This is a genomic window from Microbacterium sp. NPDC055502, from assembly GCF_053643635.1.
Map to the genome: position 1 here is coordinate 804,228 of NZ_JBSHKJ010000002.1, position 23,622 is coordinate 827,849.

Below are 23,622 nucleotides of genomic sequence, written 5' to 3' on the forward strand. Positions count from 1 at the left end.
CGGTCAGGCGCTGAGACGACGCGGTCCGATTCACGGATTACTCGTGAGAACTCGGCATGCCGCACGGATCGGTCGACACGGTCCCGTTCGCCCAGATCCACCCGTTGTCCGGCCAAGAATCCAGATCGGACGCGCCCTCGTTCTCGAAGTCTGCACCGAAGCTCCTTTCGACCAGCTCCCCCTCGGCGTCCCGCGCCTCGTAGTCCACCGTCACGCCGATCTCCGAAAGCTCCGCCCCGGCGTACTCGTGACGCTCCACGACCCACTCCTCGGGGAGCCCGCCAGGTGTTACTTCCGCCCCAGGAGCAACAGGGAGGCGCCCCCTCGCATCGATCACCAGCTCCGCGTCGTCGGCAGACACCGTCCCGTAGTACACACGCACGCGGACGATCTCGGCGCTGGGCGCACACCAGCTCAAGATCGGAGTTCCGCCACGCACCGCAAGCGAGAGTGGTTGGTCCTCTGGCACCCCGGGAAGAAACGCGCAGGCCGAGAGAACAAGCGAACTCGCGAGCACCACGGCCCCTACCGCCAGGGGTCGACAGAGGAATCGCTTCAGCATGAGTGGCTCTCCCTTCGCCCCGGCCGCGCGGACGCGGATCGTGACCTCGCCCTCGCGCGGCGCCGCGGGCTCGTACTCCTCGAACTCCCACGACTCCGGAGGCCCCGCCGCCGTCGCCATCCAGTGCTTCGCCATGACCCCGCCCTTCGTCGACGCCTCCGTAATGTCGTGCCCTCGCTCCGCCGTCACGGCGACTCCTTCGCGACGTCTCGGGCCAGGACGATGACGAGGAAGTCCACCGCGAAGAGGCCGGCGAGGAGAAGCAGCGTCAGACCCGGATAGGGCGGGAGCGGCCGCCAGAACAACAGAAGTGAATACAGAAGGGCCTGGATCACGGTGAAGATCGCAGAAACAGTCACGGCCGTTCTCGCCCCACTTCGCGTGCGAGCGATGAAGACCATCGGAATGCAGGTTGCAGAAGACAGCACGATGATCACCGCCAGTCCGAATCCGATGCGGTTCAGGATGTCCTCCGGGGAGGACAGCAACGGCCCGCCGCCGAACGACCCCAGCCACGTCACGAAGATCGACGCCATCTGGACCGCGGTCGTCCCTGCAATGGCGAGCAGAAACGGCATGGCACGTCTCATGCTCATTCCTCTTCTCCCCGCAGAATCGACTGATGGTCGGCGCTGGCGGACATCAAGCCTGACCTCCTGAACACGATCTCGCGGTCAGCGACCAGGAGCACTAAGAACCCGAGCGAGGCGATCACTCCCGCAGCTATCGGGAAGCCGTTGGCCTGCGCCAGCGAGAACCAACTGCCCAGAGCCATCAGGAACCCCGAGATCACGGCGGCGAGAACTCTTCCCCACCATCGCGCACTCGTCCTGCGCGCAATGACTGTCGGTAGAGCTGCGATGAGAAGCACCACGAAGAACGCGATGCTCGATCTGAGCGCATCCGCCATTGCCTCAGCCCCGCCTCGCTCACGAAGCAATGGCGCGAGAAAGACGAGCTGGTAGAGGAACCCCAGGAAGAGCGCTAGACCCGCGCAGACGAGCACCACCGCGACCGGGTACCGAAGACGCCGGACGCCACACTCGTCCTTCACTTTGCACCGTCCTCCCCCGATCACCGGCTCGAACCTCCCACGGTTCCCCGCTCCAGACTCAGAATCCGCGCATTCCGACATCAACGGTCTCCCTCTTTTCTCTGCACACCATGCACAAGCGTGACCGCCGCGATGCTGAGCGCACTTCCGGCTATCGATGCCACAGCGACGAAGGCAAGGACGACCGGGAAGGACCAGACGAACACGAAGCTGAGGAGGGAAAAGATCGTTGGTCCCACGGCGATCGATACCGGCCACAGGTGGGAGCGAGCGCGTCGCGGAATCATCGCGAGAAGGCTCAACGCTGTCGGAAAGATGGTCCGAAAACCGCGCTCACGATGATCGAGCTCAGAACGTGTCCCGCGTTCCCATCAGCATGGATGGAACCCCCGGTGAAGGGGAACGAGTACAGGCCGTACATCAACCCCAAGACCGCTCCCACGATCGTGTTCGACATCCCGACCGCAACGGCGCATGCGCGCCATCGCACCGAGTAGCTGGTGCCCAACGTGGTCATCGCGCCCTTCGTCCTCGCCTCGCCCATGCTCGCGAAGTCTTCATTCGCGAGCACTCGCCATGCCGCACGGATCGGTCGCCACAGACCCGTCCGCTCCGATCCACGACCCGTCGGGCCATGATTCGAGCGTCGCCTCATCGAGATCGAACTCTGCGATGAAGTTGCCCGTCGAGGTCCGCCCCTCGTCGTCGGTCGTCCCGTACACGATCGTGATGGTGACTTCCGCGAGCTGCCCGCCGGTGTATCCGCTGCGCTCGACATCCCAGCCCTTCGGTAAGGCCGCTGGAAGAATCTCGCTGCCACGACGGACCGTCTCCGTGCCGCGCCCATCGACGACGAGTTGGCTGTCTCCCACGGAACCTGCTCCGTAGTACATCCGCACCCGCACGATCTCCGCGTCGCCACCACACCAGGCAACGACCGGTTCCCCGTCGCGCGCGCTGAAAGACAGCGGCGGATACAGACCAGCGGGTTCCGGAAGGAAGGAGCAGGAGACCAGCGCGAGAGCGGTCACGACCGTCACCGACACCGCCGTCGACAGACGTAAGGCGAGGTTTGCCATGAGCCCTCTTCGTCGTCGCTTCATCGCGCTCCGCCGGTTCTGGAGGCTTCGGCACTCCCCCGCGCGCGAAAACGGCGAAAAGGCCGAGGTAGGGCTCGACGTCATGCCACGGACGCGCCGGGCCCTCGGTGGCGTCGCGAAGACGGACATCACCCGGACCTCCTGAACACCACCTCGGGGTCAGGGTTTGATTCGCGGTCAACGCCCGGTGCGAAGTACCAGAGCTCAACCGCGCCTTGTTCGCTCTCAAAAGCGAAGAGGGCGGGCATCGCGTTGCAGGGCGGATTCAGGCTGAACGCGATAGCGCTGGCGCCGTATCCGGCGGACCATTGGCCGGTCAGGGAAGGGAACGATGGACCGGTGTCTGGCGCGGCGTCACACCACATCGATGCCGGCCAGTCCTCCGCGCTCACCCCTCCGCCCTATGCAGCTCGAACTCCGCCGTTCCGGACGTCGCCGTCCACACGCCGATCAGGTCGTCCTCGGACACCTCCACATCGGGCACGGCCCCACCTGAGCATCCGGCACACGCGACGACGGCGAGCCCCAGTACCGCAGCCGCGTGAAGCGGCCTCACCGCACGAGCTGAGCGCCACGAACGAGGCAGACGAAGGTTGAGCGGGGAGGCCACAGCGGCACGCTAGGGGCAGTCAAGCCGGTGGGTCTACATCCCCGGAGTGGAAATACTCGGCTGTAAGGTATTGCCGCCTCGTGCAATGCAGGAGTCCGACCGGCCTGTCTTCGCGTCGAGACACCGCCGCTCACTCGGCGCCCATGCCGCAGGGCTCGTCGCGCACCTCCCCGGAGTGATACACGTACGCACCCTCCACAAGTGAATCGATCGCGACGTTCTTGAACGACATCTCCGCGCGGTGGTCCGGCCCGGAAAGGATGACGTACACAGTGACAGGTCCGTCCAGACTCGACACCGGATACTCGCGGCTGCTGGTCACAGAGAAGTCAGGGAAGGTGTCGGGAAGGATCGGCTCACCGGAGGGCACAGCAACGGCCCGCCCCTCGTCGGCGGTCGCGGAGAAGAGCACCACCTCGTCCTCTGATCCCCACTCTTCGCGCACGGCCGTGGAGATGTAATCGATGGCCCACGCCTCATCGAGGCACTGCACCCACGCGAACCGGTCGTCGACGACTGTGAGGGCGACCGGCTCCAGGAAGACGGGTCGCGACGGCACGCATCCCGACAGGGCCGCGGCACCCATCAACCCCAGTGCGACCGCGGCGACCCGGATCACCGCCCTCTTCAGCATGACGAGTACCGTCCTTCGCGGGCGAGCCCGAGCGGGGGGGAAGTCACAGCGGCACGCTAGGGGCAGTGAAGCCGGTGGGTCTACACCCCCGGAGCGGAAATACTCGGCCGTAAGGTATTGCCGGCTCGTGCAATGGACAGGGCCTCGACCCGCGGAGCACTCGCGATCGGCGACAGGCCGAGCTCGCTCTGCAGCTTCCGTCGCGCCCGGCTGAGGGTCGTCCAGACGGTTCCCTGGCTGCACCGCAGAAGCTCAGCGATCTCGCCGGCGGCCAACCGGTCCCAGTACGCGAGAATCACGATCCGACGCTCTCGCGGCGTCAGCACCGTGTCGATCGCTCGACGCACCGCGAGCGCGTCGAGCAGGTCGCCCTGCGGCGCCCGGTGCCCGGTGCGGACGGCGTCGATCGCTCTCGCATGGGCTCGCTCACTCCGGTCGCGATCCTTGAGCTTGTTGTCGCATGCCCGCAGCAACCACACCAATCCGAGCGGGCACGCCGGATCCAGCTTGCGCCAGGCGAGGAGGAACACGTCGGCGACCACCTCGGCCACCTCCGCGTCATCGTCGAGCGTGCACTCCACATGTCGTTGCACGGCGGCCCAGTGCTGGGCGTAGATCGCGGTGAACACGCGCTCGCGCTCGGCGGCACGCTCCTCCGCGCGACGACTCACGGGGCACCCCCGCCGGCACCGGACACCGGGCGCTCAACGCCCTCCTCCCCCGACACCAGCGCTCAGAGGTAGCAGCGGATGTTGTTCGCCGAGCCGTAGACGTTGGCGGAGCCGTTCGCGTACGCCGTCGCGAGCACGGTGCTGCCGTTGCGGGCCTGGGCGTAGCCGGAGGTGCGCGCGTTGGCGATCGACCGGGTCACGAAGGTCGAGGGGATCGCGATGCTGCCGCAGCTCCCCCAGCTGAGGATGCTGCCGGAGAGGTTGTACGCGGTGTACGCGCAGATGCGACCTGTGGAGCAGCTGCCCACGGACCGGGCGCTCAGCCCGGACGAGCCGGAAGCCGCCACGAACTCCATGTCGAGCTCAGGCCAGACGATGTGACCCGGCGCAACCAGCTCGCCGCCCGGAACCTCCTCGAGCAGCTGCGCCACCTGCGGATCGACCGCATCCGGGTTCGCCGCCGCTGATGCCGCAGTGGGCACCCCGGTCAGCACCAGCACCAGGCCCACCAGGGCCGCCACCGTCGCGCGCGTACGCCTCATTCGATCATCTCCTCGTCGAGATCCCACATGCGGTAGTCCGTGATCGAGCCAGGGGCCACGATCCCGTCGTCCACGAGCACCGTGCGCTCCACGCCCACGATGCGCCCGCTGTCGAGCGACACCAGCACGTCGTCGCTGACGGCACCGTCCGCGGCGATCACCCGGATGCCCGCGACCGGACGACCGAGCCGGTCCGTCGTCGCGCCCAGCGCCTGCGCACCGCCCGAGTCCTCGATGAGCGCGAGCAGCTCGGCGTGCTGCGCGTTGGTCAGCGTCCACTGCCCGAAGACGGAGGTGACCGCCGTGACCACGTCGAACGCACTCGGCTCCTTCGGCAGCCCGAACGCCTCCAGCAGCGCCCGCACGTCGGCGGGCGTCTCTCCCGGCACAGCGACGACGGGGGTCACGAACTCGCCGGGTGCGTACGTGACGCGCGACGCCACCTCACCCGTGCTCACGACCTCGGCCTCCTGGTTGGCGACCGCGTCGCCCGGGTCGTAGGCGACACCGTTGATCGCGATCGCCTCTCCCGAGAGGTCGTCGCTCCACTGGAACGTCGACAGCTGCGGCACGATCTCGGCCCGCCCGGCGTCGACGTCGACGGAGAACGACCACGATGCGGCGCGCACGGAGCGCTCAGGCGACTCCGGCTCGTGGAACACGCCGAGGTCGGTGTCGGCGGTCGCCACGGTCTCGGCGAGTGAGGCGGATCCGTCGAACGCGAGCGGGGTGGGTGTGCCCGCAACGGCCGCGCCCTGCGGCAGCAGCACCCCGAACGCGAGAGCAGCCGACGCCGCGACGGCGGTGAGTCCCGCCGCCCACCCGACTCGGCGCGCCCGGCGACGCTGCGGCTCCCGGGAGCTGCGCAGGATGCGGTCGCGCGTCGCGATTGCCCGCGCGTCCGGTTCCGCGTCGCGCGGAGTCCGCGCCGGATCCGCAGCGGTGAGCGCTCGCTCGAGCAGGGCGTTGTCAGGCATCACGCGTATCCGTCCCCTCCAGGCCCAGCGCCGCGCGAAGCCGATCCTCCGCCAGACGCAACGTCTTCCGTACCCGTGACTCCGATGCGCGCACCAGCTCCGCGATCTCCCCCACCGTGAGTCCATCCCAATACGTGAGCATGATGATACGCCGTTGGGCCGGGCTGAGGGTACCCACCGCGTGCAGCACCTCGCTGCGGCCGACGAGCCCCAGCGGCTCGGGGTCGCCGGACAGTCCGTTGTGCAGCGCGTCGAGCGCCCTGAGCCGGGTCGTCCCCCGCCGACCGCGGGTGCGCAGACGACGGTCGGCCTCGCGCAGCAGCCACACCCGACCGGGCGGACGACTCGGCCGCAGACGCGACCACGCGGCCAGGAACACCTCCGACACGATCTCGGTGACCTCGTCGTCGTCACCGACCACGCCCTCGATGTGATGGCGCACCGCCGCCCAGTGCTCATCGAACACTCGTGTGAAGACCTCGTGACGCAGCGTGTTCGGGTCCTCGCTGCGGCCGCTCATGACCGCGGGGTCGGCGGTCTGCCCGCCGCCTTCGACGTCGTGCCCCGTCTCATCTCAGAACCCGAGTCGGCCGAGCTGCTTGGGGTCGCGCTGCCACTCCTTCGCGACCTTGACGTGCAGTCCGAGGAACACCCGCGTGCCCAGCAGGTCCTCGATGCCCGTCCTCGCGCGAGCGCCCACGTCGCGCAACCGCGAGCCCTTGTGGCCGATGATGATCGCCTTCTGGCTGTCGCGCTCCACCACGATCGACGCGTGCACGTCCGTCAGGTCGCTGTCCTCGCGGGGGGCGATGTCGTCCACGACCACGGCGATCGAGTGCGGGAGCTCGTCGCGCACGCCGTCGAGCGCAGCCTCGCGGATGATCTCGGCGATGCGGTCCTCATTCGACTCGTCCGTCGTGATCCCGGCCGGATACAGCGCGGGTCCCTCCGGCATGAGCTGCAGGATCTCGTCGGCGAGCACATCGAGCTGATCGCGCGTCAGTGCCGAGAGCGGGATGACGGCCGCCCAGTCCTCGCGCAACGAGTCGACCTCCATGAGGCGCTCCGTGATCTCGTCGCGCCCCGCCGCATCGGTCTTCGTGACGATCGCGATCTTCTGCGCACGCGGGTAGCCGTCGAGCGAGGCGGCGATGCGACGATCGCCCGGCCCGACCTTCTCGGTCGCCGGCACGCAGAACCCGATCACGTCGACGTCGCCCAGGACCTGCTCGACCAGGTCGTTCAAACGCTCGCCCAGGAGGGTGCGCGGCTTGTGGATGCCGGGGGTGTCCACGATCACGAGCTGCCCGTCCGGGCGGTTCAGGATGCCGCGGATCGCGCGCCGCGTCGTCTGCGGCTTCTCGCTCGTGATCGCGATCTTGTCGCCCACCAGCGCGTTCGTCAGGGTGGACTTGCCGACGTTCGGCCGACCGACGAAGGTCACGAATCCGCTCCGGGTGTCCTCAGTCATCGCGTCGCTCTCCTTCTTCCTGCACCTCGTCCGCCACCGCAGCCCTCTCGACGAAGACCGTCGCGATCCCGCGGCCGCGCCCCCGAGAGGCCCCGCCGGTGAGGACCAGACCGTCCACGACCGCCGTCGCCCCGGGCTGCGGCACCTGTCCGAGCGCCTTGCCGAGCAGACCGCCGATCGAGTCGACGTCCTCATCCTCGAGCTCGAGGCCGAACAGGTCGCCGACGTCTTCCAGCGACAGCCGGGAGCTGACGCGGTAGCGTCCGGCACCGAGATCCACGAACTCCGCGGATACCTGATCGTACTCGTCGGAGATCTCGCCGACGAGCTCCTCGATCAGGTCCTCCAGGGTCACAAGCCCGGAGATCCCGCCGTGCTCGTCGATCACCAGGCACACGTGCACCGCGTCGCGCTTCATCTGCTGCAGCAGCGTCTCGGCGCGCATCGACTCCGGCACGAACGTCGCGGGGCGGGCGATCGGGCGGATCGACGCCGCGCGCCAGGCCAGGTCGTCGCGGTAGGCGAACTGCACCAGATCCTTCAGATACAGCACCCCGACCACGTCGTCGGCCTCGTCGTCCACGACCGGCATGCGCGACACCCCGCGCTGCAGGAACAGCGACATGGCCTCGTCGGTGGTGGCCTCCGCGTCCACGGTGACCATTTCGGTGCGCGGCACCATCACCGCCCGCACGAACTGGTCGGTGAAGTCGAACACCGAGTGGATGAGATCGCGGTCGTCCTCCTCGATGAGGTCGTTCGACGCGGCCTCGTCGACCATGCTCAGCAGCTGATCCTCGCTCGAGAACGAGCTGCGACCCGTGCCGGGCGTGACCCGGTTGCCGAGCACGACCAGCCCCTGGGCGAGCGGGCCGAGGATGATGCGCAGACCGCGCACGATGCCCGCGCTCCCGCGGATCATGGCCTCGGCGTGCTGGTGGCCGAACGTGCGCGGACTGGCGCCGACGAGCACGAACGTGATGCCCGTCATCAGGATGGCCGCGGCGAGCATCGCCCACCAGATGCTCTCGAACATGATCGTGAACGCCACCGTGACGAGCACGGCCGCGGTGACCTCCGCGAGCACCCGGATGAACGCGACCGCGTTGACGTGCGCGTCGAGGTCGGCGGCGATCCGCTCGAGCGCCTTCGCCCGTCGCCCCTCGGTCGCCAGATCTGCGAGGCCGGCCCGGGACGTGACGCCGTAGGCCGCGTCGATCGCAGCCATGAGGCCGCCGAAGGCCACCAGCAGCACGGCGGCGATCAGCAGCAGGATCTCCGTCATCGGCGGCGGCGCTCGGACACGGCGAAGCCCTGGATCAGCTGCTTCTGGAGTCCGAACATCTCCCGCTCCTCCTCCGGCTCCGCGTGATCGAAGCCGAGCAGGTGCAGCAGACCGTGCGTGGTGAGCAGGATCAGCTCGTCCATCAGGGTGTGGCCGGCCGCCTGCGCCTGGGTCTCCGCCACCTGCGGGCACAGCACGATGTCGCCCAGCAGACCGGGAGGCGTCGGGCGGTCCTCGGTGCCGGGGCGCAGCTCGTCCATCGGGAAGCTGAGCACGTCGGTCGGGCCCGGCTCGTCCATCCACTGCACATGCAGCGCCTCCATGGCGCCCTCGTCGACCAGCACGATCGCCACCTCGGCGTCCGGGCTGACGTGCAGCTGCTCCAGGTTGAAGTCGGTGAGCCGCTGCAGCACCGTCTCGTCGACGTCGATCGCCGACTCGTTGTTGATCTCGATCATGAGAGCCCCCGTTTCGGCATCCGGTCGCGTGGTCCTGGTCGCTGCGCCCCGCGGCGCTCGGCCCTGTTGGCGAACTCCGCGGCCTGCTCGCGCTCGAACCGCTGCGTGGTGCGCTTCTCGTCGTACTCGCTGTACGCGTCGACGATGCGCCCCACGAGCGAGTGCCGCACCACGTCGTCGCTGGTCAGCCGGGTGAAGTGGATGTCGTCGATCCCGTCGAGCACCCGCGTCACGAGCCGCAGTCCCGAAGACCCCTGCGGCAGGTCGACCTGGGTGATGTCGCCCGTGACGACCATCTTGGTGCCGAAGCCCAGCCGCGTCAGGAACATCTTCATCTGCTCCGGGGTGGTGTTCTGCGCCTCGTCGAGCACCACGAACGAGTCGTTGAGCGTGCGACCGCGCATGTACGCGAGCGGCGCCACCTCGATCGTCCCCGTGGCCATCAGGCGCGGCACGATCTCCGGGTCCATCATCTCGTTCAGCGCGTCGTACAGCGGGCGCAGGTACGGGTCGATCTTGTCGGTGAGCGTGCCGGGCAGGAACCCCAGCCGCTCCCCCGCCTCCACCGCCGGACGGGTGAGGATGATGCGCGTGACCTCCTTGCGCTGCAGCGCCTGCACGGCCTTCGCCATCGCCAGGTAGGTCTTTCCGGTACCGGCCGGGCCGATGCCGAACACGATCGTGTTCTCCTCGATCGCGTCGACGTACTCCTTCTGTCCGAGCGTCTTCGGGCGGATCACCTTGCCACGGGTCGACAGGATCGCCTCGCCGAGCACCTCGCTCGGGCGCGGACCGCCCTCGGTGCGGAGCATGCGCGCCGAGCTGGACACGTCGCTGGGCGCCAGGTCGTGCCCGGCCTTCGTCATCGCCAGCAGCTCGTCGACGAGGTTCTTCGCCTTCGCGACGGCGTCGCGCTCGCCCGTCAGGGTGATCTCGTTGCCGCGGACGAGCACCTGCACATCGCGGTGCTCGCGTTCCAGCATCCGCAGCAGGCGGTCCTGCGGACCGAGCAGCTGCACCATCGCGACACCGTCCGCGTAGATGCGTTCGGTGACGGTTTCCTGATCGTCAGAAGCCAACGAGCTTGTTCTCCTCGAGATTGCCGAGCACATGGGCGTGCACGTGGAAGACGGACTGGGCGGCGCTCGCGCCGTTGTTGAAGATGAGGCGGTACTCGCCGTTGGCGTGCTCGTCGGCGATGCGCTTCGCTGCCGCGACCATCTCGGCCAGCAGACCCGGGTCACCCGCCGCGAGCTCCGTCACGTCGCGGTACTCCTCGGTCTTCGGGATCACGAGCGCGTGCAGCGGAGCCTGCGGGTTGATGTCGCGGATCACGAACACCCGACCCGCATCGAGCAGGATCTCGCCGGGGATGTCCCCGTTCAGGATGCGCGTGAAGATCGAGGGTTCGCTCATGCGTTCAGCTTACCGGGGCCCCTGCACGCGGCGGCGGTCACCAGCGGCCGAGAGCGACCGACAGCACCGCGATCGCCGCCGGTCCTGCCGTGGACGTGCGCAGCACCGTGTCGCCGAGGAGCACGCGCTCCGCGCCCGCCGCCGTGAGCCGCTCCAGCTCCTCGGCGGAGATGCCGCCCTCGGGCCCCACCACCAGCACGAGGTCGCGGCCGTCGGGCTCCAGGTCGGACAGCCGCCCTGGCGCGGTCGGGTCGAGCAGCAGCACCCGCTGCAGCGCCGCGCGCGCCGCCAGCTGCGCGGTCGACTCGACCGGCGCGACCTCCGGCACCCATGCGCGATGGGCCTGCTTGGCCGCCTCGCGCACGATCGTCGCCCAGCGCTCGCGACCCTTCGCGGCCTTGGGCCCCTCCCAGCGCGAGATGCTGCGACCCGCCTGCCACGGCACGATCTCGTCCACGCCGAGCTCGCACGCCGCCTGCACCGCGAGCTCGTCACGGTCGCCCTTCGCGAGCGCCTGCACCAGCACGACCCTCGGCGACGGCGACGGCGTCTCCGCGCGCTCCTGCACGCGCACCTCGACGCGCGACGGCGAGACCTCCTCCGCGACGCCGGTCAGCCACACGCCACGGCCGTCCCCCACCGTCACGGCCTCGCCGACGCGCAGCCGACGCACCACGGCGGCGTGCTTCGCCTCGGCGCCGGTCAGCGTGACCACGTCGCCGACGGCCGCGCCTCCCGCCGTCTCGACAAGGAAGTGGAGCGCCACGATCAGTGTCCGCGGAACCGGTCGCGCAGCTTCGAGAACAGCCCCTGCTGGAACTGGGCGAGCTGCGGGGTCGGAGCCTTCGCCTTCTTCGCGAAGTCCTCGATGAGCTTGCGCTGCGACGCGTCGAGCTTCGTGGGTGTCACGACCTGCACGCCCACGCGCAGGTCGCCGCGCTGGGTGCCGCGCAGCGGCGTGATGCCGCGGCCCTTGATCGTCAGCACGTCGCCGGACTGCACACCGGGGCGGATCTCCAGGTCGACCTCGCCGTCCAGGCCCTCGATCGACGTGTCGGTGCCGAGGATCGCATCGGTCATCGACACCTCGAGCGTCGCGAGGAGGTCGTCGCCCTCCCGGCTGAACGCGGGGTGCGGGGTGACCGTGACCTCCACGTACAGGTCGCCGTTGGGGCCACCGGCGCGACCGACCTCACCGGAGCCGGGCAGCTGCAGCCGCAGTCCGGTCTCCACGCCGGCGGGGATGTCGAGCGACACGGTGCGCCGCGACCGCACGCGCCCCTGTCCGCCGCACGTGCCGCACGGATACGGGATGGTGGTGCCGTAGCCCTCGCACGTGCCGCACGGCTGCGAGGTGACGACGTTGCCGAGCAGGCTGCGCACCTGACGCTGCACGTGGCCGGTGCCGCCGCAGATGTCGCACGTGACGGGCGACGTGCCCTCCTGGCAGCACGAGCCCTGACACGTCTCGCACAGCACCGCGGTGTCGACCTCGATGTCGCGGTGCGCGCCGAACACGACGTCGCCCAGCTCGAGCGTCACGCGCACCAGGGCGTCTTGACCGCGCTCGCGCCGCGACCGGGGTCGGGCTCCGCGGCCACCGCCCTGCGCGGCGCCGAAGAACGTCTCGAAGATGTCGCCGAACCCGCCGAAGCCGCCGAAGTTGCCCGCGGCGCCGTCCCCGCCGCCCATGTCGTAGCGGCGTCGCGACTCCTCGTCGCTGAGCACGTCGTAGGCGTGGGTGACGAGCTTGAACCGCTCGGCCGCGTCCTCGCCCGGATTCACGTCCGGGTGGAGCTGCCGCGCCAGTCGGCGGTACGCCTTCTTGATCTCATCCGTGGAAGCGTCCCGGGACACCCCGAGAACCTCATAGTGGTCCGCCACAATCGCCCTTCTGCGTGTTCCGTGGGGCCGCGTCAGCGGCCGGCCTCGTCGTCGTCGAGCATCCGCGACAGGTAGCGGGCCACCGCCCGCGCCGCCGCCAGGTTGCTCGGATAGTCCATGCGCGTCGGCCCCATCACGCCGACGCGCGCCGTTCCGGTCGGTGCCGCGTAGTCGCTCGCGACGATCGACGCCTCGCCGAGACCGAACGGCGCGTTCTCGGTGCCGATGCTGGCCGCCAGGCCGTGCTCGTCGGCCACCATCTCGCTCATCAGCCGCAGCAGCGTCACCTGCTCCTCGATCGCCTCGAGGAGCGGGTGGATGCTGCCGCGGAAGTCGTGCTCGCGGCGGGCGAGGGTCGCCGCGCCCGCCATCACCAGTCGCTCCTGACGGAACCCGCCCAGCTCGTCGACGAGGACGCCGGCGAGAGTGCGCAGCACGCGGTCGCGCGGCGTCTCCTCCGCGGCCAGCAGGGTCTGCAGCCGCTCGGACGCCTCCGCGATCGCCTGTCCCGTGATGAGCGCGGAGAGCCGGGCGCGGAGCACACCGAGATCGGCCTCGTCGATCGCATCCGGCAGCACGGTCATCCGCTGCGAGACGCCGCCGGCATCGGTCACCAGCACGGTCAGGAGACGGTTGGGGGCCAGCGCGACGAGCTCCACGTGCGTGACCCGCGCGCGGGCGAACGACGGATACTGCGCCAGCGCGACCTGGCCCGTGAGCTGCGTCAGTACCCGCACCGTGCGCGCCATGAGGTCGTCGAGGTCGGCGGGGTCGGCGAGGAACGACTCGATCGCCGAGCGCTGCGCCGAGGAGAGGGGACGGAGCTGGGCGAGGTGGTTGACGAACACGCGGTAGCCCTTGTCGGTGGGCACGCGACCGGACGACGTGTGGGGGGCGGTGATGAGCTCCTCGTCTTCGAGCTGCGCCATGTCGTTGCGGATCGTCGCCGCGGACACCCCGAACGAGTGACGGTCGACGATCGATCGGCTGCCCACCGGCTCGTGCGTCTCGACGTAGTCCTGCACGATCGCGCGGAGAACCTGGAGTCCTCGCTCTGTGACCATGGCCCACCCCTTCCCGCTGACGACCGGACGCTGGCACTCTGACACCCTGAGTGCCAATCCTACCGCGTACGACCGGGAGTTCTCCGAACCCGCGCGCCGATCACTCAGTCGGTGAGCTCGCGCACCACCGCGTCGGCGAGGAGGCGTCCGCGCAGGGTGAGCTGCACGCGCCCGCGGATCGCCGCCGCCGCGTCGATCAGGCCGTCCGCGATGAGCCCGGCCACGCGGGGGCGGTTCGCCGCGGGCAGGTCGTCCACCGCGATGCCCTCGCGGATGCGGCTGAGCAGCAGGATGCGCTCGAGCGTCTGGGCCTCCACGTCGGGGCGCTCCCGTCCCGCCGCCGGAGACGCGGACGCCGCGAGCCGCTGCGCGTAGGCGGCCGGATGCTTCACGTTCCACCAGCGCAGTCCCGCCACGTGGCTGTGCGCGCCGGGACCGAAGCCCCACCAGTCGCTCCCCCGCCAGTACGCCAGGTTGTGCCGCGACCGCTGCTCCGGCGTGCGCGCCCAGTTGCTGACCTCGTACCACTCGAAGCCCGCCGCGGCCAGCCGCTCGTCGGCCAGCTCGTACATGTCCGCCTGCAGGTCGTCGTCGGGGGCTGGCACCTCGCCGCGACGGATCTGCCGCGCCAGCTTCGTGCCGTCCTCGATGATCAACGCGTACGCGGAGATGTGGTCCGACTCGAGCTGGAGGGCCGCATCGAGCGACGCCTCCCAGTCGGCGAGCGACTCCCCCGGCGCGCCGTAGATGAGGTCGACGCTGACGTCCAGTCCCGCACCCTTGGCCGCGGCCACCGCCGTCCGCACGTTCTCCGGCTGATGCGTGCGATCGAGAGCGGCGAGCACGTGCGGCACCGCCGACTGCATGCCGATCGACAACCGCGTGACGCCGGCCTCCGCGAGGGTGCGCGCCACCTCGGGCGTCACCGTGTCGGGGTTCGCCTCCACCGTCACCTCGGCACCCGGCGCCAGCCCGAACGCCGCGGTCGCCGCGCCGAGCATGCGCGCGAGGTCGCCCGGGGGCAGCAGCGTCGGCGTGCCGCCCCCGAAGAACACCGTGTCCATCGGTCGCAGCGCCCCCGCGGCCTCCAGCACGCCGCGAGCGAGGGCGATCTCGCCGATCAGGGTCGACGCATAGTCCTCCTGCTTCGCGCCGCGCAGCTCGCTCGACGTATAGGTGTTGAAGTCGCAGTAGCCGCAGCGCACGCGGCAGAACGGCACGTGCAGGTACGCCGAGAACGGGGTGTCGGCAGAGATCGGCAGGTCGTCGGGCAGGCGGCCGTCGGCGGGAGCCGGATCGCCGAGGGGAAGCGGTCCCGCCATCAGACGGGGGTCGCGTACAGCGGGGAGATCGCGCGCAGGTACCGCGCGAACAGCTCGCGGCGGCGCCGCTTCATGAGTGCCGGGATCAGGCGGTAGACGAGCGCGTTGGGCGCGTCGAACGCGCGCACCGTGAACCACACCTCGTCGTTGTCCTCGCGCCAGTCGACGTCGAACGACTCCTCGCCGCTGACGACCGAGCCCCCGATCGTCCCGAGCACGAAGCCGATGCGCCGTGTCTCCTCGGTGACCGAGATCACGCGCAGCTCGGAGTCGGCGCGCATGCCGCCCACCCGACCGCGCAGGTGCAGCGTCATCCCGGCGCCGACGAACGGCATGCCCTCCGCGTCGTAGCGCGGCTCGACGTCGCGCTTGCTCGGCGCGATCGGGTTGCCCTCGGCGTCGAAGCTGACCCCGGCGTACGCGGGGCCCGGGGCGGGACGCACGTCTTCCACCGAGAGTCCCGCTGCGCGCTGCGCCGTCCACGACAGCAGGGCCTCGCCCGCCGTCTGGAACCGCTCCTCGCCGCTGCCGATCCGCCAGGACTCCTCCGCCGGGATGCTGCGCTCCGGCGGGTACTGCATCAGGTCGGGGGCGTGGGTCGCACCCACGGCCGCATAGTCCACCGTGTCGTCTCGGAAAGTCCCGCGCCGCATGAGATCCAGCCTACTTCGGGTTCCCTGGGCGAACACCCCCCCCGCACCACGGGAGCGCCCAGGATCGCCCGGGTTACTTCTTGTCCTTGCCCTCGACGTCGCCGGAGAGCGCCGCGATGAACGCCTCCTGGGGGACCTCGACGCGGCCGACCATCTTCATGCGCTTCTTGCCCTCCTTCTGCTTCTCGAGGAGCTTGCGCTTGCGGGTGATGTCACCGCCGTAGCACTTGGCGAGCACGTCCTTGCGGATCGCGCGGATGGTCTCGCGGGCGATGATGCGCGCACCGATCGCCGCCTGGATCGGCACCTCGAACTGCTGACGAGGGATGAGCTTGCGCAGCCGCTCGGCCATCATCGTGCCGTACGCGTAGGCCTTGTCGCGGTGCACGATCGAGCTGAAGGCGTCGACCTTCTCGCCCTGGAGGAGGATGTCGACCTTCACCAGGTCGGCTTCCTGTTGACCGGAGGGCTCGTAGTCGAGCGAGGCGTACCCCTGCGTCTTGGACTTGAGCTGGTCGAAGAAGTCGAACACGATCTCGCCGAGCGGCATGTTGTAGCGCAGCTCGACGCGCTCCTCCGAGAAGTACTCCATGCCCAGCAGCGTGCCGCGCCGCGACTGGCACAGCTCCATCACGGTGCCGACGTAGTCCTTGGGCAGCAGGATCGCCGCCTTGACCATCGGCTCCGACACCGAGCCGATGCGCCCATCGGGGTACTCGCTCGGGTTCGTGACCGTGACCGTCTCGCCGGTGTCGCTGGTGACGACCTCGTAGATCACGCTCGGCGCCGTGGTGATGAGGTCGAGGCCGAACTCGCGCGCGAGCCGCTCCGTCACGATCTCCAGGTGCAGCAGGCCGAGGAAGCCGCAGCGGAAGCCGAAGCCGAGCGCGACCGAGGTCTCCGGCTCGTACTGCAGCGACGCGTCGGAGAGCTTGAGCTTGTCGAGGGCCTCGCGCAGTTCCGCGTAGTCGCTGCCGTCGATCGGGTAGATGCCCGAGAACACCATCGGCTTCGGGTCGGTATAGCCGGGGAGCGCCTCAGCGGCGGGCTTGCGCGCGTTCGTGATGGTGTCGCCGACCTTCGACTGGCGCACGTCCTTCACGCCGGTGATGAGGTAGCCCACCTCGCCGACGCCGAGGCCCTTCGTGGGCGTCGGCTCGGGGCTGGACACCCCGACCTCGAGAGCCTCGTGGTTGGCGCCGGTCGACATCATCTGGATGCGCTCGCGCGGGGAGAGGCTGCCGTCGACCATGCGCACGTAGGTGACGACGCCGCGGTACGCGTCGTACACGGAGTCGAAGATCATGGCGCGGGCGGGAGCCTCGGCGTCTCCGACCGGCGCGGGGATCTCCCGCACGAGGCGGTCGAGCAGATCCTCCACACCGACGCCGGTCTTGCCCGACACGCGCAGCACGTCTTCCGGCTTGCCCCCGATGAGGGAGGCGAGCTCCTTCGCGTACTTCTCCGGGTCGGCCGCCGGGAGGTCGATCTTGTTGAGGACCGGGATGATGTGCAGGTCGTTCTCGAGCGCCAGGTAGAGGTTGGCGAGCGTCTGCGCCTCGATCCCCTGTGCGGCGTCGACCAGGAGGATCGCCCCCTCGCACGCGGCGAGGGAGCGCGACACCTCGTAGGTGAAGTCCACGTGGCCGGGGGTGTCGATCATGTTCAGCGCGAACGTCTCGCCGTCGATCTCCCAGGGCATGCGCACGGCCTGGCTCTTGATGGTGATGCCGCGCTCGCGCTCGATGTCCATGCGGTCGAGGTACTGCGCCCGCATGTCCCGGTCCGACACCACTCCGGTGATCTGGAGCATGCGGTCGGCGAGCGTCGACTTGCCGTGATCGATGTGGGCGATGATGCAGAAATTGCGGATCTGCGCAGCCGGCGTCGCGGCAGGCTGAAGCGGGGTGAGAGCGCGTGGGGACATGTCCCGTCGATTCTACGGTGAGGGGCAGGGGAATCCCCATTCGGGGACATCGGTGATAGTCTCCCGAAGTTGCCCGGGATCAATCCGTGACACCGGATCCCGTAAGCGATACGACTCCGTCACAGACTCCGTGAGGGCTGTCGCGTCGCGCAGAACGGCGGATGGCGCCCGATTCATCCGCCCGGCTCAGCGTTGCGTCGGCGGATCCCGAGCGCGTCTGGAGAAGAGAAAGACAATCCCCCTTGATCAAGTACCTCGCACGCCGCGCCCTCGGCTGGCTGCTCATGATCGTGGTCGCGACGAACCTCACCTACTTCCTCGCGTGGGGGTTCCTCGATCCGCGCAGCAACTACGTGGGCCGTCGTCCTCCGCTCAGTGAAGAGCAGATCAACAACCTCCTCGTGCCGCGCAACCTCAGCGACACCGTGCCGCTCATCGAGCGCTGGTGGAACTGGTTCACGAGCATCCTCCTCCGCTGGGACTGGGGGGTGAGCCCGACCGGCGGCTCCGTCAACGAGCAGGTCGCGTACCGCATGTGGGTCAGCGCGGAGCTCGTGCTCGGCGCGACGATCATCACCACGATCCTCGGCATCGCGCTCGGCGTGTACACGGCCTCCCGCCAGTACAAGCTCGCCGACCGCATCGGCCAGGCCACCAGCATCATCACGCTGAACATCCCGATCGTGGTCGCGGCCTTCGCGATCGTGCTGCTCGCGATCGGCCTCAACAACGCCACCGGCACGCGCATCTTCTATGTGACAGGGAACGCCAGTCAGGGGGTCGAGGGCTTCTTCCCCACCCTGATAGATGTGCTGCAGCATCTGACGCTGCCGACCATAGCCCTGGTGCTCACGGGCTACGCGAGCATCCACTTCCTGCAGCGCTCGCTGCTGCTGGACAACATCAACGCCGACTACGTGCGCACCGCTCGCGCCAAGGGCCTCACCAAGCAGCAGGCCATCCGCAAGCACGCGCTGCGCACCTCGCTGATCCCCGTCGCCACGCAGGTCGCCTTCACGATCCCCGCCATCTTCACCGGTGCGGTCCTGACCGAGACGATCTTCGCGTGGAACGGCATGGGCAAGTACTTCATCGAGACCATCTCGAAGAACGACATCCACGGAACCGTCGCGATCGCGGCCTTCGGCGCGGTCCTCACGGCGATCGGCGCGATCCTCGCCGACATCGCCGTCGTGGTCCTCGACCCGCGTGTGAGAGTGAGCTGACATGAGCACCGACATGCTCGACCCGACCATCCACCCGGACCCCGCGGCCGCCGGCCCCGAGACCACCCGCGTCGCGACGAAGCGCCTGTCGAAGTGGAGCCTGTACTGGCGGCGCTTCTCCCGCAACCGCGGTGCGCTCATCGGCCTGGTGATCTTCGCGCTGCTCGTGCTGTTCGCGATCTTCGGCCCGCTGATCGCGCGCTACGACCACGTGGAGCTCGACTTCCTGAACCTGAGCACCCCGCCGTCCACGGAGCACTGGTTCGGCACCAACAACGCCGGCAACGACCTGTTCGCGCAGGTGGCAGTCGGCCTGCAGCGCTCTCTCATGATCGCGCTCACGGTCTCGATCGGCGTCACGATCGTGTCGGCCCTGGTCGGCACGGCCGCGGCCTACTTCGGCGGCTGGACCGAGCGCATCTCGCTCCTGATCATCCACTTCATGATGGTGATCCCGAGCTTCCTCATCCTCGCGATGATCTCGAACAAGGCCGGCGGAGACTGGCGCGTGATCGCACTCATCATGATCTTCGTGATCGGGTGGTACTTCCCCGCCCGCGTCATCTGGACCATGGCCCTGTCGCTGCGCGAGCGCGAGTACGTCAGCGCGGCCCGCTACATGGGCGTGGGCGGCATGAAGATCGTGCTGCGCCACCTGCTGCCGAACATCGGCTCGCTCCTCGTGATCAACTTCACCCTCGGCGTCGTCTCGGCCGTCGTGACCGAGACCGGTCTGTCGTTCCTGGGCTTCGGCGTCAAGATCCCCGACGTGTCGCTCGGCGCGCTGATCGGTGCCGGCTCGAGCTCGCTCACCACGGCCCCGTGGCTGTTCTACTTCCCGGCGGCGGCGCTGACCCTGCTCACGGTGTCGATGGCGTTGATCGCCGACGGCCTGCGCGACGCCCTCGACCCGACCTCGGCTGCAGGAGGCCGCGCATGACCAACGTCCTCTCCGTCCGCGACCTCAAGGTCAGCTTCGCCTCCGAGGCCGGCCGCGTCGACGCCGTGCGCGGCGTCTCGTTCGACCTCGAAGCCGGCAAGACCCTCGGCATCGTCGGCGAGTCCGGCTCCGGCAAGTCCGTCACCTCGCTCGCGATCATGGGACTCCTCGACGAGAACGCCAAGGTCACCGGCTCGATCATGTACGACGGCAAAGAGCTGATCGGCATGAGCGACAAGCAGCTGTCGGTGATCCGCGGCAACGGCATGTCGATGGTCTTCCAGGACCCGCTGACCTCGCTCACCCCCGTCTACACCGTGGGCGACCAGCTCATCGAGGCCCTCACGGTGCACCGCAGCCTGTCGAAGAAGGATGCGTGGGACCGCTCGGTCGAGCTGTTGAAGCTCGTCGGCATCACCGAGCCGGAGCGGCGCATGAAGTCGTTCCCGCACGAGTTCTCCGGCGGCATGCGCCAGCGCGTGGTGATCGCCATCGCGATGGCGAACAACCCCAAGCTCATCATCTGCGACGAGCCGACCACGGCCCTCGACGTCACGATCCAGGCGCAGATCCTCGATCTGATCGAGAAGGCGCAGGACGAGACCGGCGCCGCGGTGATCATGATCACGCACGACATGGGCGTGGTGGCCCGCACGGCCGACGACGTGCTGGTGATGTACGCGGGCAAGCCCGTGGAGCAGGCGCCCGTGCACGAGCTGTTCCACAAGACGCGCATGCCGTACTCGATCGGCCTGCTGGGCGCGATCCCGCGCGTGGACAAGGGCGACAAGCAGCCGCTCACCCCGATCAAGGGCAATCCGCCGCTGCTGATCGACCTGCCCGACGCGTGCCCCTTCGCCGACCGCTGCCCCATCGTGATGGACGCGTGCCGCGCGAAAGAGCCGGAGCTGCTCCCCGTGGCCACCGGCTCGGGCGACCTGCACCGCGCCGCCTGCATCCGCTCGCACGAGATCGAGGACGGCGGCCTGCTGGGCGGCTTCCCGGTCTACCCCGTGCGCGCGGTGCCGGAGAGCGACCTCACGCGACTCCCGCGCGAGGAGCGCCCGGTCACGCTCGAGGTCAAGAACCTCACGAAGACCTTCCCGCTGCTCAAGGGCGCGTTCCTCAAGCGCAAGGTCGGCGAGGTGCAGGCGATCAAGGGCATCAGCTTCGACGTCCGTGAGGGCGAGACGATGGCCATCGTCGGCGAGTCCGGCTCCGGCAAGACCACGACCCTGCTGCAGATCATGGACATGGTCAAGCAGAGCGAGGGCGACATCGTGATCGCCGGCACCAGCGTCAACGACATCCACAGCCGCAAGGTGGAGCGGGCGCTGCGACGCGACATCCAGATCGTGTTCCAGGACCCGATGGGCGCCCTCGACCCGCGCATGACGGTCGCCGACATCATCTCCGAGCCGCTGTTCGCGATCGGCACGCCCAAGGAGGAGGCGCACCGTCGCGTGGACGAGCTGATGGACCTCGTCGGCCTGAACCCGGCGCACAGCGACCGCTTCCCCCAGGCGTTCTCCGGCGGTCAGCGGCAGCGCATCGGCATCGCCCGCGCCCTGTCGACGAACCCGAAGATCGTGGTGCTCGATGAGCCGGTCTCGGCGCTCGACGTGTCGATCCAGGCCGGTGTGATCAACCTGCTCGACGAGCTGAAGGTGAAGCTGGGCCTGTCCTACCTGTTCGTCGCGCACGACCTGTCCGTGGTGCGCCACATCGCCGACCGGGTGGCCGTGATGTACCTCGGCGAGTTCGTGGAGCACGGCGACGTGGACGACGTGTTCGACAACCCGCAGCACCCGTACACGCAGGCGCTGCTGTCGGCCATCCCCGTCCCCGACCCGGATGTGGAGCGCACCCGCCAGCGCGTCGTGTTCGACGCGGCGACCATGTCGACCAAGCCGGCGACGGTCTGATCGCCGCGGTCGCGGGGTTGCTGGTCACCGTCCGATAACGGTTAGGCGCGATTCACTCCGGGGCGGTATGCCGGTCGCGACCGCGAACTATTCTTCCCTTTATGAAACGCCGAAAGGCGAAAGGAGCACCATGAAGAACAAGAAGTTGCTGGGGGCGATCGCGATCAGCGGCGCCCTGGCACTCGCCCTCGCGGGTTGCGCGAGCGGGTCCGGAAACACCGGTGGCGGGGACAACGGCGGCGACAAGGTCGAGACCAAGTCCGCCGACTACAACCCCCAGGACCGCAGCAACCTGCAGGAGGGTGGCGAGGTCAACTTCCCGATCAACGAGATCCCCGAGCAGCTGAACGCCTTCAACGGTGACGGCAGCGCGGACACCGTGCGTCTGTGGTCGTGGTACATGCCGCAGATCCTGCTCGTCTCGCCGGAGGGCGAGGTCACGAAGAACGACGCGTACCTCGACGCCTACGACATCGGCGAGAAGGACGGCAACACCACCATCACGTTCACGTTCACGGACGAGGCCCACTTCAACGACGGCACGGACATGGACTGGACGGCCATCGACGCGACGTGGAAGGCCAACCGCTCCTACGACGAGGGCTTCACCCCCAACGCGACCGACGGCTACAAGCAGATCAAGAGCGTCGAGCAGGGCGACTCCGCCAAGACCGCGGTCGTCACCTTCGACGGCATCTACGCCTGGCCGTCCATGGCGTTCCTGACCGGTGGCGTGCTGCACCCGGCCGTCGCCGACCCGACCGTCTTCAACGAGGGCTTCATCGGCAACATGCACCCCGAGTGGGGCGCCGGACCGTACACGGTCGACACGTTCGACCCGAACGGCGGCTTCGTCTCGTTCAAGCCGAACCCCGAGTGGTGGGGCAACGCACCGCTGCTCGACTCGGTGACCTTCACGGCGATGGAGCCGGACGCCGCGATCAACGCCTTCAAGAACGGCGAGATCGACATGGTGGGCGCCAACACCAACGACCGTCTGAAGCAGCTGCAGGACGTCGACGACACCACGGTGCGTCGCGCGCAGCAGACCGCGAAGACGATCATCATGGTCGACGCCGACAAGCCGCAGTTCGAGGACATCGACGTGCGCAAGGCCTTCTTCATGGGCATCAACATCGACCAGCAGAAGCAGATCGCGTGGAACGGCCTCGGTTACGAGGAGCCGGCCGCCGGTTCGCTGAACCTGTACGCGTTCCAGGACGGCTACTCCGACTCGTTCGCGACCGCCGGTCTGAAGAACGATGTCGACGCCGCCAAGAAGCTGCTCGACGACGCCGGCTGGACCGAGGGCGACGACGGCATCCGCGAGAAGGACGGCGAGAAGCTGTCCATCACCTACCCGGTGTTCGGTGAGGACCCCACGCTCGAGGCCCTCGCGAAGTCGCTCCAGGCGCAGCAGAAGGAGATCGGCATCGACATGCAGATCGACGTCCGCCCGTCGGCCGACTTCTCGAACGACCTGACGTCGAAGAACTGGGACGCGGTGTCGCTCCGCTTCACCGACTCCGACCCGTTCGGCCCGGCCTGGTTCTGCCAGCTCTACTGCTCGGACAGCCAGCTGAACCTGTCGGGCACCGGCACGGCCGAGATCGACAAGCAGATCGCCGACGAGGTCGAGTCGCAGAAGGATGCGGAGTCCTGGACCGCCGCCTCCATGGAGCTCGAGCCGAAGATCATCGAGCAGACGTGGGGCGTCATCCCGCTCTACAACGGCCCGTCGATCTACGTGGTCAAGAACGGCCTGGCGAACCTGACGCCGGAGCCCTACGTGGGCCTCGACCTGTTCGGCGTCACGCCGGTCGAGAACGTCGGCTGGGAGAAGTAACACCCTCTGACACGTCTCGTGTCGAAGCGGGGTCGGTGGTTCGCCACCGGCCCCG

The 23,622-nt window shown here is 68.8% G+C and carries 24 protein-coding genes; 4 read left to right on the top strand and 20 right to left on the bottom strand.

Annotated elements, in window-relative coordinates; translation table 11 throughout:
- Positions 1–37: 37 nt before the first annotated feature.
- The 20 genes from ACWH95_RS14920 to lepA all read right to left on the bottom strand — a co-directional run bounded on the left by ACWH95_RS14920 (position 38) and on the right by lepA (position 17,630).
- The gene (locus tag ACWH95_RS14920; RefSeq protein WP_454120894.1) at positions 38–751 is read right to left on the bottom strand and encodes a hypothetical protein; all 714 of its coding nucleotides are present in this window, start codon (positions 749–751) and stop codon (positions 38–40) included.
- Positions 748–1,140 carry a hypothetical protein gene (locus ACWH95_RS14925; RefSeq protein ID WP_454120895.1) on the bottom strand — a complete coding sequence of 131 codons (393 nt, stop codon included), beginning with the start codon at positions 1,138–1,140 and terminating at the stop codon, positions 748–750. Before ACWH95_RS14925 ends, ACWH95_RS14920 begins: the two co-directional genes overlap by 4 nt.
- Before the next feature lie 14 nt (positions 1,141–1,154).
- Positions 1,155–1,616: a hypothetical protein gene (locus ACWH95_RS14930; protein ID WP_454120896.1), complete on the bottom strand. Its 462-nt coding sequence runs from the start codon at positions 1,614–1,616 to the stop codon at positions 1,155–1,157.
- 557 nt (positions 1,617–2,173) lie between these two features.
- Positions 2,174–2,695, bottom strand: a complete 522-nt coding sequence (locus ACWH95_RS14935; protein WP_454120897.1) for a hypothetical protein — start codon at positions 2,693–2,695, stop codon at positions 2,174–2,176.
- Between the two features lie 761 nt (positions 2,696–3,456).
- Entirely contained in the window at positions 3,457–3,960 is a 504-nt protein-coding gene (locus ACWH95_RS14940; RefSeq protein ID WP_454120898.1) for a hypothetical protein, read from the bottom strand.
- A gap of 80 nt (positions 3,961–4,040) precedes the next feature.
- On the bottom strand, positions 4,041–4,631 hold the full coding sequence (locus ACWH95_RS14945; protein ID WP_136044294.1) for an RNA polymerase sigma factor: 591 nt from the start codon (positions 4,629–4,631) through the stop codon (positions 4,041–4,043).
- 62 nt (positions 4,632–4,693) lie between these two features.
- Positions 4,694–5,173 (bottom strand): hypothetical protein, encoded by a 480-nt coding sequence (locus ACWH95_RS14950; protein WP_454120899.1) that lies wholly within the window; start codon positions 5,171–5,173, stop codon positions 4,694–4,696.
- The gene (locus ACWH95_RS14955) at positions 5,170–6,150 is read right to left on the bottom strand and encodes a hypothetical protein (RefSeq protein ID WP_454120900.1); all 981 of its coding nucleotides are present in this window, start codon (positions 6,148–6,150) and stop codon (positions 5,170–5,172) included. Before ACWH95_RS14955 ends, ACWH95_RS14950 begins: the two co-directional genes overlap by 4 nt.
- Positions 6,143–6,670, bottom strand: a complete 528-nt coding sequence (locus ACWH95_RS14960; RefSeq protein ID WP_454120901.1) for an RNA polymerase sigma factor — start codon at positions 6,668–6,670, stop codon at positions 6,143–6,145. Before ACWH95_RS14960 ends, ACWH95_RS14955 begins: the two co-directional genes overlap by 8 nt.
- 54 nt (positions 6,671–6,724) lie before the next feature.
- Positions 6,725–7,621 (bottom strand): GTPase Era, encoded by an 897-nt coding sequence (gene era / locus ACWH95_RS14965; RefSeq protein WP_136045884.1) that lies wholly within the window; start codon positions 7,619–7,621, stop codon positions 6,725–6,727.
- A complete protein-coding gene (locus ACWH95_RS14970; protein WP_136030559.1) occupies positions 7,614–8,906 on the bottom strand; it encodes a hemolysin family protein in 1,293 nt (430 codons plus the stop codon). Before ACWH95_RS14970 ends, era begins: the two co-directional genes overlap by 8 nt.
- Positions 8,903–9,364: an rRNA maturation RNase YbeY gene (gene ybeY, locus ACWH95_RS14975; protein WP_136030557.1), complete on the bottom strand. Its 462-nt coding sequence runs from the start codon at positions 9,362–9,364 to the stop codon at positions 8,903–8,905. The genes ACWH95_RS14970 and ybeY overlap by 4 nt, the downstream gene beginning before the upstream one ends.
- A complete protein-coding gene (locus ACWH95_RS14980) occupies positions 9,361–10,386 on the bottom strand; it encodes a PhoH family protein (RefSeq protein ID WP_454121006.1) in 1,026 nt (341 codons plus the stop codon). The genes ybeY and ACWH95_RS14980 overlap by 4 nt, the downstream gene beginning before the upstream one ends.
- A gap of 46 nt (positions 10,387–10,432) precedes the next feature.
- Entirely contained in the window at positions 10,433–10,780 is a 348-nt protein-coding gene (locus ACWH95_RS14985; protein WP_136030553.1) for an HIT domain-containing protein, read from the bottom strand.
- 37 nt (positions 10,781–10,817) lie between these two features.
- A complete protein-coding gene (locus ACWH95_RS14990; protein WP_454120902.1) occupies positions 10,818–11,546 on the bottom strand; it encodes a 16S rRNA (uracil(1498)-N(3))-methyltransferase in 729 nt (242 codons plus the stop codon).
- Positions 11,547–11,548: 2 nt separating this feature from the next.
- The gene (gene dnaJ, locus ACWH95_RS14995) at positions 11,549–12,664 is read right to left on the bottom strand and encodes a molecular chaperone DnaJ (RefSeq protein WP_454120903.1); all 1,116 of its coding nucleotides are present in this window, start codon (positions 12,662–12,664) and stop codon (positions 11,549–11,551) included.
- A 32-nt stretch (positions 12,665–12,696) separates the two neighbouring features.
- Positions 12,697–13,728, bottom strand: coding sequence for a heat-inducible transcriptional repressor HrcA (hrcA, locus tag ACWH95_RS15000; protein WP_136036372.1), 1,032 nt, complete (start codon positions 13,726–13,728; stop codon positions 12,697–12,699).
- A 104-nt stretch (positions 13,729–13,832) separates the two neighbouring features.
- Positions 13,833–15,050 carry a radical SAM family heme chaperone HemW gene (gene hemW / locus ACWH95_RS15005; protein WP_454120904.1) on the bottom strand — a complete coding sequence of 406 codons (1,218 nt, stop codon included), beginning with the start codon at positions 15,048–15,050 and terminating at the stop codon, positions 13,833–13,835.
- Positions 15,050–15,703, bottom strand: coding sequence for a DUF1990 family protein (locus ACWH95_RS15010; protein ID WP_136030542.1), 654 nt, complete (start codon positions 15,701–15,703; stop codon positions 15,050–15,052). Before ACWH95_RS15010 ends, hemW begins: the two co-directional genes overlap by 1 nt.
- Positions 15,704–15,776: 73 nt before the next feature.
- Entirely contained in the window at positions 15,777–17,630 is a 1,854-nt protein-coding gene (gene lepA, locus ACWH95_RS15015; RefSeq protein WP_136030540.1) for a translation elongation factor 4, read from the bottom strand.
- 242 nt (positions 17,631–17,872) lie between these two features.
- On the opposite strand from lepA, the gene ACWH95_RS15020 reads away from it, so the two are divergent.
- The 4 genes from ACWH95_RS15020 (at position 17,873) to ACWH95_RS15035 (ending at position 23,567) form a co-directional block, all read left to right on the top strand.
- Entirely contained in the window at positions 17,873–18,856 is a 984-nt protein-coding gene (locus ACWH95_RS15020; protein ID WP_136030537.1) for an ABC transporter permease, read from the top strand.
- Position 18,857: 1 nt separating this feature from the next.
- Positions 18,858–19,796, top strand: a complete 939-nt coding sequence (locus ACWH95_RS15025; protein ID WP_136030535.1) for an ABC transporter permease — start codon at positions 18,858–18,860, stop codon at positions 19,794–19,796.
- Positions 19,793–21,721 carry an ABC transporter ATP-binding protein gene (locus tag ACWH95_RS15030; protein WP_454120905.1) on the top strand — a complete coding sequence of 643 codons (1,929 nt, stop codon included), beginning with the start codon at positions 19,793–19,795 and terminating at the stop codon, positions 21,719–21,721. The genes ACWH95_RS15025 and ACWH95_RS15030 overlap by 4 nt, the downstream gene beginning before the upstream one ends.
- 130 nt (positions 21,722–21,851) lie before the next feature.
- The gene (locus ACWH95_RS15035; RefSeq protein ID WP_247638969.1) at positions 21,852–23,567 is read left to right on the top strand and encodes an ABC transporter family substrate-binding protein; all 1,716 of its coding nucleotides are present in this window, start codon (positions 21,852–21,854) and stop codon (positions 23,565–23,567) included.
- The last annotated feature ends 55 nt before the right edge of the window (positions 23,568–23,622 follow it).